This is a genomic window from Lentzea sp. NPDC051208 (genome assembly GCF_040682435.1).
Classification (GTDB): Bacteria; Actinomycetota; Actinomycetes; order Mycobacteriales; family Pseudonocardiaceae; genus Lentzea; species Lentzea kristufekii.
The window spans coordinates 25,479-40,213 of record NZ_JBFBAW010000007.1; the positions used below are offsets into that span (position 1 = coordinate 25,479).

The window sequence follows — 14,735 nt, forward strand, 5'->3', positions numbered from 1 at the left end:
GCCGGCGGGCACGCGAACCTGCGCAGCTGGCAGGCGCACCAGGGCGGCTTCGGCTGCTGGGTGTCCAGCCGGACGTCGTGGCTGCTGCGGCCGGTGCTGGCGTTCGTGCTGCTGTGGGTGGTGCTGTTCGCGGCGCTGAACCTGATGGACGTGAAGGTCGACGCGTACAGCCGGTTGATCACGCATCCGCTGTGGTTCCTCGGGGTCTACCTGCTCGCCGTGGCCGCGACGCCGGCGGCCGCGTGGCTGCACGAGCACTTCCGCCGCAACACGCCGTTCGTGCTGGTGCTGGTGACGCTCGCGGTCGAGATCGCGCGCACGTCGACGGACTGGAAGACCGGCGGGTACGCGAACCTGATCGTCGGCGCGTTGCTGATGCAGCAGATCGGCTTCTTCTACGCGGACGGCACGCTGACCGTCCTCTCGCGCAGGCTGCTGGCCGCGATGGGGGCCGTCACGCTGCCCGCGCTGGTGTTCTTCAGCGACTACCCGCGCTCGATGATGGTGCTCGGAGTGGCGCAGGTGTGTCTCGCGCTGCTCGCCCGCGGACGGGTCACCTCGTGGCTCGACGGCCGGTGGTGGCACGTCGTGGACTTCGCCCGCCGCGCCCCGATGACGGTGTACCTCACGTACCTGGCCGGGGTCGGCGCCCTGGTCGGGTTGCTCGGGCTGACGCAGGCGCCGGTCTGGCTGGTGTTCGGGCTGGTGCCGCTCATCCTGCTGTTCCACCGGTTCGAACGGCGCCTGGTCCGGCTCCAGCGCCTGCCGCACGAGTCGCACCGCACGCGCCTCGCGACGGCCATGGGCGTGTCGTTCGGGACGCTCGGCGTGCTCGGGTTCGTGGTGAGCGGGTTCCTCGGTGACGGGGTGCTGGTGCTGCTGCCCGTGGACCCGTTGCAGAACCTCATCCACCTGCTGCTCGGCTGGTACCTGATCCACACCGCCCGCACCGGCAGCTGCGACACCCGCCTGCCGTGGCTGCTCACGGCGCTGGCGTGCGTACCGCCGATGCTGGCGCTGGACCCGGCGCCGCCGGTGGTGGTGCTGCACGCCGTGGCGATCGGCCTCGCAGCGCTCGGAGCCATCCCCAGGTCACGGCCGCGCACACCGGCAGCCACAGCAGTCGCTGCCACACCCAGTCCGGATGGTCTGGTGGCTGCTGGAGCCCCGGCAGCGAGCCCCACGCGCTGAGCGCCAGCGTCAGGGTGATCAGCGCGCTCTGGTGCGTCAGGAAGATGCCGAGCGCGTGCTTGTTCAGCCATGCCACGGGTTTCGCCGTCCCCAGCCTGGTCAGCAGCGGCGCGATCGTGAGCACCAGACCTATCTGTGCGAACGCCAGCGCGAGCGTCGCGTAGTTCGGCGGGTTGAGGTTCGAGACGACCTCGCCGGGGATGCCCACCGCCGACAGCGGATAGCCCCCGAACGTCGTCAGCAGCGCGTACCCGAGCACGCCCAGCACCAGCAGCGGCGGTCCGGGAATCCTCCTGCGCGCCAGCGAGTGGCCGAGCTGCCAGGCCGCCCACCACACCGCGTACGGCACGACCAGCACCAGCAGGACCGGGACGAGCACACCCCACGAGTACTCGTCCAGCTTGCGCACCAGCGGTTTCAGTGCGAGCAGCACCAGGTAGACGCCGAAGAACCACAGCGGTGTCGTGACCAGGAACCCGATGTTCCAGGCGGTGCCCTGGTCCACGCCGCGCAACGTCAGTCCGAAGAGGACAGCGGCCCAGCAGCCGAGCATCAGCGACGTCGGCACGGCGAGCTGCTTCAGCCGGACGAGGAACGGCGTCTTCGAGTGCGCGGCCGCGTACCCGCCCACGAAGAAGAACAGGCCGAGCGTCTGCAGCACCCACGAAACCGGTGTCAGCGAGGACAAGTGCTGCAACGGGCTGTCGATGTACATGCCGGTGGGCGTGTCGACGAGTGCGGTCACCAGCCAATGGCCGAGCACGACCGTGACGACGGCGATCGCCCGCACGGCGTCGATGAACGGATTTCTCACAGCTTCTCCCCCGAACCCGAAACGATCCGGACGAGAGCGTTCAACGTCTCGCTGCCCGGCTCGTAGTACGTGTCGTGCTTCCCGCCCTCGAACCGCAGCACGGTCGCGCCGAAGCCGTCCGAGGCCGGATCCGTGCCGTGCCCGAGGTCGAACAGCCGCGCGTTGGGCACGAACCTCATCCAGTCCCCGCTGGACCGCAGTGCCCACACCCGAGCCGTGGTCCCCAGCTCCTCGACGGAATCCGCCCGCACACCAGGGCTTCCGGTGAACACGACGTCCGCCACGTCCAGCTCGTGCGCCGCGAGCCCGACCACCACCGACCCGTAGCTGTGGCCGACGACGTGCACGCGCGCCTGTGTCCGCAACGACCGCACGAAGTCGACGAGCGCCGCGGCGCCCTGGCGTGCGAGCGAGCCGGTCATCGCGTCCACGCCGAGTCCCTGCGGCGTCCGGTACCCGAGCCAGGCGATCACCGCGAGGTCGTCCCGCCGTGCCTGCTCGTACAGGTTGGACGCCATCCGCCCGACCGTGCGCTCGAACCTGCCGACGTCCACGTCGGACCCCGGCACGATGATCACGACGTCACGCGCGGTGCTCAGGTCACCGACGATCGCGACCCGGCGGGCGACGTCGGAACGCCACTGCGCGATCGACGGCGCGACCGACGGGAGGGCGATCAGCAGGAGGAACAGGACGGCTCGGCGCATGAATCGACGCTAGGAAGACCACAGACCCCGGATCGTCACCCCGGCGGGCCGTTTTCCCGTTGCTACCCCGGTATCACGAGCCCGCTCTCGTAGGCCGCGATGACGGCCTGGGCGCGGTCGCGCAGGCCGAGTTTGGTGAGCACGCGGCTCACGTGCGTCTTGACGGTCTGCTCGGCCAACACGAGGTGTGCGGCGATCTCGGTGTTCGACAGGCCCTGCGCGATCAGCACGAGGATCTCGGTCTCGCGTTCGGTCAGGACCGACAGCTGCGCGGGCCGGACGCGGTCGGACCGGCGCGACCGGACGAAGTCCTCGATCAGGCGTTTGGTGATCGACGGTGCGAGCAGGGCCTCCCCCGCGGCCACCACGCGGACGGCGCCCAGCAGCTCGCGGGCGGGCGCGTGCTTGAGCAGGAACCCGCTCGCGCCTGCCTGCAACGCCTCGTAGACGTAGTCGTCGAGGTCGAACGTGGTCAGCACGAGGACCTTCAGGTCGTCCGACCCGTTCAGCAACAACCGCGTCGCCGTCAGTCCGTCCATTTCGGGCATGCGGATGTCCATCAGCACGACGTCCGGTCTGACCGTACGCGCCAGCGCGACGCCCTGCACGCCGTTGCCCGCGGCGCCGACGACCTCGATGTCGTCCTGCGAGTCGAGCAGCGCGGAGAACCCCTCGCGCACCATCTCCTGGTCGTCGACCACGACCACCCTGATCACTTGTCCCCCAACGGAATTCTCGCCCTGACCAGGAACCCGCCGTCCTCGGTCGACTTCACGGTCAGCGTGCCACCGTGCACGGCGACGCGTTCTCGCATCCCCACCAGGCCCTGCCCGCCGCCACCACCCCTGGACGGCCCGCCGGCGGTGTTGATCACCACCACCTCGAGCACGCCCTTGTTCTCGCGCACGTGGACGGACGCCTTCGAGCCGGGCGCGTGCCTGGTGGCGTTCGTGAGCGCCTCCTGCACGATCCGGTACGCGGTCAGGCCGACCGCCTCCGGAACGTCGCCCACGTCGACCTCGGCCTCGTCGCCGGGCCTCACCAGTTCCGGGATGCGGCTGATGCCCGGCTGCGGTTCCCGTTGAGGAGCCTCGCCGTTCGTCCGCAGCACGCCCAGCAGCCGTTGCATGTCGGTGATCGCCTCACGCGCGGCCTCGCCGACTTCGGCGAACTCCTGCTGCGCCTCTTCGTTCAGTCCCTTGAGACGGTAGGGCGCGGTCTCGCACCTGACCACCACCAGCGACATGTGGTGCGCCACGACGTCGTGCATCTCGCGTGCGATGCGAGCGCGTTCCTCCAGCGCGGCCTTGGCGTCACGCTCTTCTTCGAGTTCGCGTTCCGCTCTGCCGCGCGCACCGAACAGGAAGACCGCCGCACCCACGATCGGCACGAAGAACGCCCTGTCCGCGGCCTGCGGCTCGGACGCGATGATGAGCGCGCCGCTGAGCAACGTGGCCACGATCACGGTCGCGCGCGAGTAGAACGCCGCGACCGCGACGAACAACGGTGCCGCGGTCCAGTACTGGAAGGTCTCGGCGCCGTCACCGGCACACAGGAGACTGACGAGGTAGAAGCCCGGCACCGCGAGCCGCCAGGCGTAGAGCGGCGACCAGATCAGCAGCACGTACGGCACGACCGTCACCAGGAAGATGACGACCCACCAGCCGTCCGAGTCCTCCTGGCGCACGTAGCCGGCGCTCGCGACGATCGCCCACACGAAAGCGTAGATGATCAGCGCGGTGTGCACCGGGATGCGCCACCGCCCCAGCGCCTTGGCGAGCACTCGGGTGCGATCAGGACCCAGAACGGTCCGGTACAGCGCGCGGAACACCAGCCGATGCTAGGTGGATCCGTTGATTCGCACATTGACCTGCGGAGTGACATACCCCGGTAGCACTCTGATCAAGATGGGGCATTGCGAATGCGTGACACCGCGCGGTAGGCAGTACCTGTGACACCACCACAGGATCCAGATCGCTGGTCACGGCTGACGGCCGTCGCCGGCGAGGCGCTGGCTGCGGCCAGGGCCGGGGAAGACGCTGTGGCGGTAGACCTCGTGACCGGGTACCTCAGCGGGTCGCCCGAGGGCAACGAGGAGATCCGTGAGCTCGTGCTCCTGCTGTTCGCCGAGTGCAGCAGCATGGTCAGCGCGCTCGGCTCCGGCGGCGCCACCCCGGTGAAGATGCAGGTCTTCGACGAGGAGGGCAACGAGGTCCAGATCGACGACGCGGACCCACCCGTCCGCACGGCGATCCGCGCGTTGCTGGCCGAGGTGCACGGCGACCAGGACGCGGCTGCGGAGCAGATCGAGATCGCCTTGGCCAACGGCCAGCCGCAGGAGCTTGCGACAGTCGTTTTACAAGCCCTGCGGTGGACGCTGAAGCTGGCGATCGAGTGCGAGACGCGCGACCTGCCCGTCGCGTCGTGGATCACCGCGTCGCTGGACGACCAACCTTGATGTGCAGCAGAGCGTCCACACCGTCCATGAGGTGCTGATCGAGCGGGAAGTAGGCCATCGCCAGCATGGGATCGGCGCCCGTGTCGGTGCGGGGTGACCCGACAGGCTTGTCCTTCGTGATGCCCCAGGTCGTGAACCTGTCCTGCAGCCGGCCTTCGAAGGTGGCTCTGTCCGGTTCGCCGAGCCCGATCGAGTCGTTGCGGCCGAGCGTGCCGCCGATCACGGTGTACTGGTCACCGAGGATCGGCGCCACGAGCGCGCCCGCGGAGAACCACTCGACGCGTTCGCCGGCCATCTCCATCGAACTGTTGGTGCGCTGCAGGTGGGCGTTGTGCGCGAACACGAACGTCGGACCGTTCGCGGCCTCGGCGCGCCGGATCTCCAGCAGGTTCCGCGCCATCACGCCGTCCCGCATCTGGCACAGGCGGTTGAGGCGCACGCCCAGCGGGTTCGGTTCCGCGCACTCCCGGTGGTACTGGAGCAGGCTGAGTCCGGCCACCAGGTGCGTCTCCGCGCGGGCCCAGGCCTCGTCGGTGGTCCTGCGCTCGTGCAGCCGCTTGAGCATCCCGGTGCCGATCTCCCGCAGCCTGATCGCCTCTTCCGACCGCCCGGGCGACTGCGTGAGGTCCATGACGGCCTCGTCGCGGCTCCACTTCTCGTCGTCGATCGTCAGGTCCACGTCCTCGCCCAGGTAGTCGCGGGCGTGTTCGAGGTAGGGACGCGGGCTGGGCGCGCTGGCCGTCTCGGTCTGGAAGTCGAAGCCGTGGAACGACAGGCGGTCCTGAGGCGCTTTGTCCGCGTTGTACTCGCGCATCCACTGCACGAGCTCGCGGTTGGCGGGCCAGTTCTCCCCGAACGTGTGGGAGAAGCCCTCCTTCATGATCGTGTCGAGGTCACCGGGTCCGCCGTGGACGTAGTCGTTGACGCTCAGGCCCCTGATCCGGCAGGTCTCCAGGGCGATCGAGCGGAAACCCAGGCCCGCGAGCTGCTCGAACAGCTCGTTGCGGATCCAGGTGTGGGCGTGGTCGAGGTGCGTCGGCTCCCCGAACCCCAGCAGCTCGGTGAAGGGGGTGATGAACTCGCGAATGTCCTGGCTCATGTGGTTCAACCGTAACATTGAAAGCTCAGTTGAGACTTTTACGCGATCTTCTCGCGATTCATGCCTAAAGTCTCAACCGTGCGACCAACCGACCTCGCCCGCGAGCACGGCCTCTCGACCCAGGCGGTGCGCAACTACGAGGAATCCGGGTTCCTCCCGCCCGCCGAGCGCACGCCGTCCGGCTACCGCGTCTACACCGAAGTCCACGCCGCCGCGCTGCGCACGTTCCTCGCGCTGATCCCCGCCTTCGGGCACGCCACCGCCGGCCAGATCATGAACGCGATTCACGACGACTCGCTGGACGACGTGCTCGCGACGATCGACCGGGGCCACGAACAACTGCTGCGCGACCGCTCCACCCTCGACTCGGTCAGCCGCGCGGTGCAGGACCTGACGGAGTTCGAACCGGTGCTGGAGCCTCGCACGATCGGCGAGCTGGCCCGGCGCCTCGGCGTGACCCCGGCGACGCTGCGCGCGTGGGAGGAGGCCGGCATCCTCGTGCCGTCCCGTGAACCGACCGGCTACCGCTTGTTCCGAGCCGAGGACGTCCGCGACGCCGAACTCGCCCACCTGCTGCGGCGCGGCGGCTATCCGTTGGCGCGCATCGCTTTGGTGGTCGACCAGATCCGCACGGCGGGCGGCACCGACAGCCTCGGTGCCGCCCTCGCCGACTGGCGCCGCCGCCTCACCGCACGGGGCCTGGCGATGCTGGCCGCCTCCGCACGTCTCAACGACTACCTGACCGCACGGGCACCAGCTCCGTGACGAGCGCACCGACCTGCTCGCTCTCGATCAGGAACGCGTCGTGCCCGTACGGCGACTCGATCACTCTCAGGTCGTCGGCCCCGGGAATGCCCGCGGCCAGCTCTTCCTGCTGCGCCAGCGGGTAGAGCCGATCCGAGTCGACACCGGCGACGATCGTGCGCGCGGTGACCTTCCGCAGCGCCGCCTTGATCCCACCGCGCCGGTACCCGACGTCGTGCGAGTTCATCGCCTCCGTCAGCGTGACGTAGCTGGCCGCGTCGAACCGCCGGGCCAGCTTCGCCGCGTGGTGGTCCAAATAGGACTCCACCTCGAACCGGCCGTCCTCCTGCCTGCTCCTGCCGAACCTGGCCTGCAGCTCCTGCTCGCTGCGGTAGCTGATGTGCGCGATCCGCCGCGCGATCCCCAGTCCCTCCACGGGATCGGCCCTGATCGCGTGCAGCTGCGCGGACGCCAGCGCGATCTGCTCGGCGGACGCCGCGGCGGTCGTCGCCAGCAACAACAGCGACTCGACCCGGTCCGGCTCGCTCACCGCCCACTCGACGGCCCGCATGCCCCCCATCGACCCGCCGAGCACGGCGGCCCACCGCCCGATGCCCAGGTGGTCCGCGAGGTGCACCTCGGCCGCGACCTGGTCGCGAATCGTGAGGTCGGGGAACCGGGGGTGCTGCCAGGGCCCGGTACTGCCCTGACAGCCTCCCAGCACGTTCGGCGCGACGACGAAGAACGCGTCGAGCGGCTTACCCGGCCCCACGAGGGAGTCCCACCAGCCCGGCGTCGGGTGACCCGGCTCCACGCCCCCGGCGACATGACTGTCCCCGGTCAGGGCGTGGAGCACGAGCACCGCGTTGGAGGCCTCGGCGTTCAAGGTCCCCCACGTCTCGTACGCGAGCTGGAAACCCGGCAGTTCCCCGAACTTCCCGGCGTGGCTGAACCACTTCCGCCGGCCGAACGGATCACCGAACCGCCAGCCGCCCACTACAACTCGGACTTCGCCGCGGTGAAGCCCGCCTCCAGGTCCGCCTTGAGGTCCTCCAGCCCCTCCAGCCCGACCGACAGCCGCACCAGGCCGGGCGAGACACCCGTGACGAGCTGCTCCTCGGGCGTGAGCTGGCTGTGCGTGGTCGACGCCGGGTGCACGATCAACGACCGCACATCACCGATGTTCACCAGCTGGCTGAACAGGCTCGTGCCGTCGACGAACGCCCGGCCGGCCGAGACACCACCGCGAAGCTCGAAACTCACGACCGCGCCGGCACCCTTCGGCAGGTACTTCCGCGCGTTGTCGTGGAACGGCGACGACGGCAGGCCCGCGTAGTGGACCTTCTCGACCTCGTCCCGTCCCTCCAACCACTCCGCAAGCGCTTGCGCGTTCTGCACGTGCCGTTCGATCCGCAGCGACAACGTCTCGATGCCCTGGATGACCAGGAAGCTGGTCAACGGCGCGATGGCCGCCCCCGTGTCCCGCAGCCCCTGCACCCGCAGCTTCGCCGCGAACGCCCCGTGCCCGAGCACCGGCCAGTACCGCAGCCCGTTGTAGCTGGGGTCGGGCTCGTGGAAGTCCGGGAACTTCTCCGCGCCGTACTCGAACTTCCCGCCGTCCACGACCACGCCCGCGATGGCCGTCCCGTGCCCACCGAGGTACTTCGTCGCGGAGTGCACCACGATGTCCGCCCCGTGCTCCAACGGCCGAAGCAGGTACGGCGTGGGCACGGTGTTGTCCACGATCAAGGGCACCTGGTTCGCGTGCGCGACCCCGGCAACCCCCTCGACGTCCAGCACGTGAGAACGCGGATTCGCCAACGTCTCCGCGAAGAACAACTTGGTGTTGGGCCGCACCGCGGCCTGCCACGCGTCAAGATCGTCCGGGTCGTCCACAAACGACACTTCGATGCCGAGCTTGGGCAACGTGTAGTGGAACAGGTTGTACGTACCGCCGTACAACGACGCGCTGGACACCAGATGGTCCCCAGACCGCGCCAAGTTCAGAATCGCTGCCGTCTCCGCGGCCGACCCGGACGCGAAGGCGACAGCCGCAACACCCCCTTCGAGCGCGGCGACGCGCTGTTCCAGCACGTCCTGCGTGGGGTTGTTGATGCGCGTGTAGATGTGCCCGGGCTCAGCCAGCGCGAAGAGATCAGCACCGTGCTGCGTGTCCCTGAAGACGTAGGAGGTGGTCTGGTAGATCGGCGTGGCACGAGCACCAGTGGCCGGATCGGGCGCGGCGCCCGCGTGGATCTGAGCAGTCTCAAAGGACCAGGACATGGCTGTGCTCCAACGTTCGCTGATTCGGAAGGGCTTGGGATCAACGAGAGCAACGACAGGCCATGCTGGTGACGCGCACGTAGTCGACGTGGCGCCGGCTAACCAACGGCATGGTCATAGTCGATGAAGGTAGGGGGCCGGACGGTCCCTCCGACACCCCGTCCACCAGGTGAGACCGCTTAGGCTGATCGCATGCGCACAGCTCTGGTCGGCTACGGACTAGGTGGGGCGGCCTTCCACGCCCCGTTCATCGAGGCAACGGAAGGCCTGGACCTGTCCGCCGTCGTCACGTCGAACCCGAGGCGCCAGGCAGAGGTGGCGTCCCGCTACCCGAACACCCGCCTTCTGTCCTCACTGGACGAAGTCTGGACGGGCGACTTCGACCTGGTGGTCATCACCACCCCGAACCGCTTCCACGCAACTCACGCCCGCCAGGTCCTGGAACACGGCCTCAACGTGGTGGTGGACAAACCCTTCGCGGGCTCAGCGATGCAAGCAAGAGCCCTGGCCTCGATCGCCTCCTCCAAGAACCTCATGCTCGTCCCGTTCCACAACCGCCGCTGGGACGGCGACTTCCTCACGGTGAAGCGCCTGCTGGCCGAAAAGGCCCTGGGCACAGTCCACAAGTTCGAGTCCCGCTTCGAGCGCTACCGCCCAGAGATCAAGTCATCCTGGAAGGAATCAGGCGACCCGGCAGACCTGGGCAGCATCCTCTTCGACCTGGGCACCCACCTGGTAGACCAGTCAGTGGCCCTCTTCGGCCGCCCGACCTCAGTACACGCCGAAATCGCCACCGTCCGCCCAGGCGCAAAGGCAGACGACGACGTCTTCCTCTCCCTGACCCACGAACACGGCGTCCGCTCCCACCTCTGGATGAGCGCCCTGGCAGCAGACCTGGGCCCCCGCTTCCGAGTACTGGGCCACGACGCCGCCTACGTGAAGTACGGCATGGACCCCCAGGAAGAACGCCTGAAGGCAGGCGAAACCCCCGCCACCCCAGGCTGGGGCGAAGAACCAGAAGAAGCCTGGGGCACGCTAGCCGGAAAGCCCCACCGCACAGAACCAGGCGCATACCAGGACTTCTACGCCCAAGTGGCAGCAGGAAAACCCCCAGTATCACCACAAGACGCAGTAGCGGGCCTAGAGGTAATCGAGGCAGCAAAGCAGTCTGCAATCACCGGCGACTCAGTCCGCCTCTGATCGAACGCGAAGCCGAAGGCGAGCCGTCTTTCCAGAAGGCAAGGGCGGTGGGGTCCCGTCACGAGTCGCGCCATAGCACTTGCTGCACCTGAAGAAGGGTGTCAAGCGGACACGCTTTTCGTCCGCTTGACACCCTTCTTCAGGTGTGGCCCGCTCTTGGTGCGGCTCGTGACGGGACCCCACCGCCAACGCACCCGAACTACGAAACAGGCAGCCGCCCAAAACAACAGGCGTGCCATCTACCCGCGCACGGCGCACCCCCCGATCAGATTGCCGGGGGTCTGGGGGCAGAGCCCCCAGGGAAAGCACGCAACGCAAGCCAGCCGCCCGCAAGGTGACCCACCCGCCAGGTCGCGGCACGCAAGGCGACCCACCAGCCAGGTCGCGGCACGCAAAGCGACCCACCCACCCGCGCACGTCAAGCCGACGACCGAACCAACGGCGGACTCAACACCCCAACATCCCCCCGCCGATAAAGCGCAGCCGGCCGCCCCCCATCCCGAGCGGTACTCCCCCCAGTAGGAACCAAAAACCCCTCAACCCCCGTGACCTTCCGATGAAAGTTACGAGGATCCAGCCCAACCCCCCAAACAATCTCATAAACCCGCCGCAACTCAGCCACGGTGAACTCATCCCCACAGAACTCAGTCCCAAGCCCCGTGTACTCCAACTTGGCCCGAGCCCTCTCCACCCCGTCAGCCAAGATCCGAGAATGATCAAAGGCCAACGACGAAACCTCCGAAACGGGCACCCAAGCAGCCGAAGCGGCATCAGTCCCGGCCACAGGCACAGGCAAGTCAGGCGCCAACGCCAGATAAGCCACAGAAACAACCCTCATCCGAGGATCCCGCCGAGGCTCCCCGTAGGTGGCGAGCTGCTCGAGGTGCAACCCGGACACCCCGGTCTCCTCGACCAGTTCACGAGCAGCAGCAGCATCCACGGACTCGGAAACCTGAACGAACCCCCCGGGCAACGCCCACCGCCCCCGAAACGGCGCCTCCCCCCGCCGAACCAGCAGCGCACACAACGCATCGTCCCGAACGGTCAACACCACGAGATCGACCGTGACAGCGAAGGGAGGGAAATCACTTGGCGTGTACACCCCACGAAGTATAGGCTTATCGTCAGAACGACGACAAGCCGAGAGACGGCCGGCTGACAGACGACCAGCCGCCTGCGAGCCAAGAGGAGCCAGCCCCATGGCCGACATCAGCCGCTACCCAGGACTCCGCCACCTCAGGGGAGCCCCCACCGTCCACATCCGACACGTCGACAAGGGCAAGCTGATCCACGAGGGCACGGGCCTGAGCTTCTGGTTCCGCCCGAGAACCGCGGTCCTGTCGGAAGTACCGGTGGACGACCGCGAACTCCCCATGCTGTTCCACGCGAGAACCCACGACTACCAGGACGTGACGGTCCAGCTGACCATCACCTACCGCTGCACGGACCCGGAAACCGCCACGGCCAGGATCGACTTCTCGATCGACCCGGACACCGGCACCTGGCGCCAGGACCCGCTGAGCCAGATCGCGAACACCCTCACCGAGAGCACCCAGCAGCACGCTCTCAAGATCCTCGGCACCCTGAACCTCGACACCGCCATCAGGACCGGCGTGGAACGGGTCAAGCAGGCGGTCGCCGAGAACCTCACCGCGGACCACATCGGCCTGGAGATCATCGACGTCAGGGTCGTGGCGATCCGCCCGGACGCGGACATGGAGAAGGCCCTCCAGACCACCGTCAGGGAGAAGGTCCAGCAGGAGGCCGACAAGGCCACCTACGAGCGCCGCGCGATGGCGGTCGAACGCGAGCGGTCGATCAGCGAGAACGAGCTGCAGAACCAGATCGAACTGGCCAAGCGCGAGGAACTCCTGGTCGTCCAGCGGGGCGCGAACGCCCTGAAGAAGGCCGAGGACCACGCCAGGGCCAGCCGCGTCGCCGACGACGCCAAGGCCGACGGCATCCGCAAGCTGGCCGAAGCCGAAGCCGCGGGCGAGAAGGCACGGCTCGACGCCTACAAGGAGGTCCCGCAGGAGACCCTCTACGCCCTGGCGGTCAAGGAACTCGCCGGCAACCTGCCCGAGATCGGCAGCATCACCCTGACCCCGGACCTGATCCAGCCGCTCCTGCAGAGACTGGCCCGATGAGCCTCGCCCCGCGAATCGTGCTGGTGCACCGGCGCACCGAACTGACAGAGTTGCTGGCACGACACGGGACGCGAGGTCAGGTCGAGTTCTTCCTCAAGTCCCGCAACAGAACCCTGGACGAGGTGGTGGACCGTGACCAGCAGACCCGCAGGGCGTTGGGAGACGTCAGCGCCGCGATCCCGCTCGACTGGCGCCGCGGCGTCGTCGAGCGGGAAGACCTGTCGCGGTTCCTGTTCGCGCCCGAGGACGTAGTCGTCATCGTCGGTCAGGACGGACTGGTCGCCAACGTCGCCAAGTACCTCGACGGCCAGCCCGTGATCGGCATCAACCCGGAACGGGGCGTGCTGGCGAAGCACGCCCCCGGTGACGCGAAGGAACTCCTGCACAGCACCGGTGACACCGAGGACCGCACGATGGTCGAGGCCAGGGCGGACGACGGCCAGACCCTCCACGCGCTCAACGAGATCTACGTCGGCCACCCGAGCCACCAGACCAGCCGCTACCGCATCAGCAACGAACGCCAGGCCTCGTCCGGCATCCTGGTGGGCAGCGGCACCGGGGCGACGGGCTGGTGCAGTTCGGCGCACCGCGAGAGGCAGAGCCCGCTCACCCTGCCCACCCCGACCGAACGCAGGCTCGTCTGGTTCGTCAGGGAGGCCTGGCCGTCGCCGAGCACCGGCATCGAGCACACCGAGGGTGAGATCACCGACCGCCCGCTCGACATCGACGTGGAGTCGGACGGGCTGGTGGTGTTCGGCGACGGCATCGAGAGCGACGCGCTACGACTGGGCTGGGGACAGCGGCTGAGCATCGGGCTCGCCGCCCGCCGGCTCCGCCTGGTGCGCTGACCCGATCACCAGCAGGCACACGCCGGACAGCACGGCACCCGCGATCAGGTACAGGGCGATGGCCCATGTTCCGGTGCGCAGCAACGACTGCGCGACCAGCGGCGCGAGCCCGCCACCGAGCACCGCACCGAGCTGGAAGCTCAGCGCCACCCCGCTGTACCGCACGCGGGTGCGGAAGAGCTCGGCGAAGTAGGCGGCCGAAGGACCGAACAACGCGGCCGAGCCCACGAACCCGAGCACCATCGCGAACGTGAACCAGCCCGAGTCGGTCAGCCAGAACAGGGGGAACGCGAACGCGGCCTGGAAGATCGCCCCGCCGAACATCACCGGCAGCCGCCCGACGCGATCGGACAGCAACGCGAACGCGGGCACCGCGACGACCTGTGCCAGCGACCCGACCACGGTCGCGATCAGCAGGTCGTCCGCGGAGATCTTCAACGCCGTGCGCCCGTATCCGATCATGAACACGCTCAGCACGTAGATGAAGATCGTGAAGCCGAGGTTCACGCCGGCCCCCAGCAGCACGACGCGCCACCGGTCGCGCAGCACCTCGGCGATCGGCAGCCGCGACTTCTCCGCCCGCACGAACTGCGGCGACTCCGACACGCGCAGCCGGATGTAGAGGCCGATCCCGACCAGCACGATCGAGAACAGGAACGGCAACCGCCAGCCCCAGCTCAGGAAGTCCGGCCCGGAAGCGCGCGACGACACGTACATCGCGAGGTTCGCCAGCACGAGCCCGACCGGCGACCCGATGAACACCCAGCTGCCGTACCAGCCCCAACGCCCCGGTGGCGCGTGCTCCACGGCCATCAGCGACGCGCCGCCCTGCTCGCCGCCCATGAAGAAGCCCTGCACGACCCGCAACAGCACCAGCAGCACCGGCGCGAGGATGCCGACCTGGGCGTACGTCGGCAGCAGGCCGATCAACGCCGTCGACAGACCGGTCACGGACAAGGTCACCACGAGCATCGCGCGGCGCCCGATCCGATCGCCGAGGTGACCGATCACCGCACCGCCCAGCGGCCGGGCGAAGAAGCCCGCGCCGAACGTGGCGAACGCGAGCAGCACACCGACGCGCGAGTCGAACTGCGGGAAGAAGATCTTGTCGAACACCAGCGCCGAAGCCGTGCCGTAGAGCAAGAAGTCGTACAGCTCGATCGTGTTGCCGACCGCCGATGCGGCCGCCACCTTGCGCACCCCCGTCATCGTTCCAGCCTGGTCGAGGGATTGACACTGCGCAA

14 protein-coding genes are annotated in these 14,735 nt (G+C 68.4%); 5 read left to right on the forward strand and 9 right to left on the reverse strand.

Annotation, left to right across the window (positions count from 1 at the left end; genetic code table 11):
- Positions 1–982 precede the first annotated feature (982 nt).
- From AB0M48_RS17950 to AB0M48_RS17965, 4 genes are all read right to left on the reverse strand, one after another.
- The gene (locus AB0M48_RS17950) at positions 983–2,005 is read right to left on the reverse strand and encodes an acyltransferase (RefSeq protein WP_363842815.1); all 1,023 of its coding nucleotides are present in this window, start codon (positions 2,003–2,005) and stop codon (positions 983–985) included.
- The gene (locus AB0M48_RS17955; RefSeq protein WP_363842818.1) at positions 2,002–2,712 is read right to left on the reverse strand and encodes an alpha/beta hydrolase; all 711 of its coding nucleotides are present in this window, start codon (positions 2,710–2,712) and stop codon (positions 2,002–2,004) included. Before AB0M48_RS17955 ends, AB0M48_RS17950 begins: the two co-directional genes overlap by 4 nt.
- 62 nt (positions 2,713–2,774) lie before the next feature.
- Positions 2,775–3,428, reverse strand: a complete 654-nt coding sequence (locus AB0M48_RS17960; protein ID WP_363842821.1) for a response regulator transcription factor — start codon at positions 3,426–3,428, stop codon at positions 2,775–2,777.
- Positions 3,425–4,543: a histidine kinase gene (locus tag AB0M48_RS17965; RefSeq protein ID WP_363842824.1), complete on the reverse strand. Its 1,119-nt coding sequence runs from the start codon at positions 4,541–4,543 to the stop codon at positions 3,425–3,427. Before AB0M48_RS17965 ends, AB0M48_RS17960 begins: the two co-directional genes overlap by 4 nt.
- Before the next feature lie 120 nt (positions 4,544–4,663).
- On the opposite strand from AB0M48_RS17965, the gene AB0M48_RS17970 reads away from it, so the two are divergent.
- Positions 4,664–5,170 carry a hypothetical protein gene (locus tag AB0M48_RS17970; RefSeq protein WP_363842827.1) on the forward strand — a complete coding sequence of 169 codons (507 nt, stop codon included), beginning with the start codon at positions 4,664–4,666 and terminating at the stop codon, positions 5,168–5,170.
- Here the strand turns inward: AB0M48_RS17970 and AB0M48_RS17975 are convergent.
- Complete coding sequence (locus AB0M48_RS17975) at positions 5,142–6,269, reverse strand: erythromycin esterase family protein (protein WP_363842830.1); 1,128 nt, start codon at positions 6,267–6,269, stop codon at positions 5,142–5,144. The genes AB0M48_RS17970 and AB0M48_RS17975 overlap by 29 nt on opposite strands.
- 78 nt (positions 6,270–6,347) lie before the next feature.
- On the opposite strand from AB0M48_RS17975, the gene AB0M48_RS17980 reads away from it, so the two are divergent.
- On the forward strand, positions 6,348–7,034 hold the full coding sequence (locus AB0M48_RS17980) for a TioE family transcriptional regulator (RefSeq protein ID WP_363842833.1): 687 nt from the start codon (positions 6,348–6,350) through the stop codon (positions 7,032–7,034).
- Here the strand turns inward: AB0M48_RS17980 and AB0M48_RS17985 are convergent.
- On the reverse strand, positions 6,997–8,010 hold the full coding sequence (locus tag AB0M48_RS17985; protein WP_363842835.1) for a homoserine O-acetyltransferase: 1,014 nt from the start codon (positions 8,008–8,010) through the stop codon (positions 6,997–6,999). The genes AB0M48_RS17980 and AB0M48_RS17985 overlap by 38 nt on opposite strands.
- Complete coding sequence (locus tag AB0M48_RS17990; RefSeq protein ID WP_363842838.1) at positions 8,010–9,296, reverse strand: bifunctional o-acetylhomoserine/o-acetylserine sulfhydrylase; 1,287 nt, start codon at positions 9,294–9,296, stop codon at positions 8,010–8,012. The genes AB0M48_RS17985 and AB0M48_RS17990 overlap by 1 nt, the downstream gene beginning before the upstream one ends.
- Before the next feature lie 192 nt (positions 9,297–9,488).
- Here AB0M48_RS17990 and AB0M48_RS17995 point away from each other — a divergent pair, with 192 nt between their 5' ends.
- Positions 9,489–10,496 (forward strand): Gfo/Idh/MocA family oxidoreductase, encoded by a 1,008-nt coding sequence (locus AB0M48_RS17995; protein ID WP_363842841.1) that lies wholly within the window; start codon positions 9,489–9,491, stop codon positions 10,494–10,496.
- A 418-nt stretch (positions 10,497–10,914) separates the two neighbouring features.
- Here AB0M48_RS17995 and AB0M48_RS18000 read toward each other — a convergent pair whose 3' ends face one another.
- Positions 10,915–11,598: an NUDIX domain-containing protein gene (locus AB0M48_RS18000; RefSeq protein WP_363842844.1), complete on the reverse strand. Its 684-nt coding sequence runs from the start codon at positions 11,596–11,598 to the stop codon at positions 10,915–10,917.
- Between the two features lie 97 nt (positions 11,599–11,695).
- Between AB0M48_RS18000 and AB0M48_RS18005 the strand changes: the two genes are divergently transcribed.
- Both AB0M48_RS18005 and AB0M48_RS18010 read left to right on the forward strand, forming a co-directional pair.
- The gene (locus AB0M48_RS18005) at positions 11,696–12,643 is read left to right on the forward strand and encodes an SPFH domain-containing protein (protein ID WP_363842847.1); all 948 of its coding nucleotides are present in this window, start codon (positions 11,696–11,698) and stop codon (positions 12,641–12,643) included.
- On the forward strand, positions 12,640–13,491 hold the full coding sequence (locus AB0M48_RS18010; RefSeq protein WP_363842850.1) for a hypothetical protein: 852 nt from the start codon (positions 12,640–12,642) through the stop codon (positions 13,489–13,491). Before AB0M48_RS18005 ends, AB0M48_RS18010 begins: the two co-directional genes overlap by 4 nt.
- On the opposite strand, the gene AB0M48_RS18015 is transcribed toward AB0M48_RS18010, so the two are convergent.
- Positions 13,423–14,700 carry an MFS transporter gene (locus AB0M48_RS18015; protein WP_363842854.1) on the reverse strand — a complete coding sequence of 426 codons (1,278 nt, stop codon included), beginning with the start codon at positions 14,698–14,700 and terminating at the stop codon, positions 13,423–13,425. The two genes, AB0M48_RS18010 and AB0M48_RS18015, sit on opposite strands and share 69 nt — an antisense overlap.
- Positions 14,701–14,735: the final 35 nt, after the last annotated feature.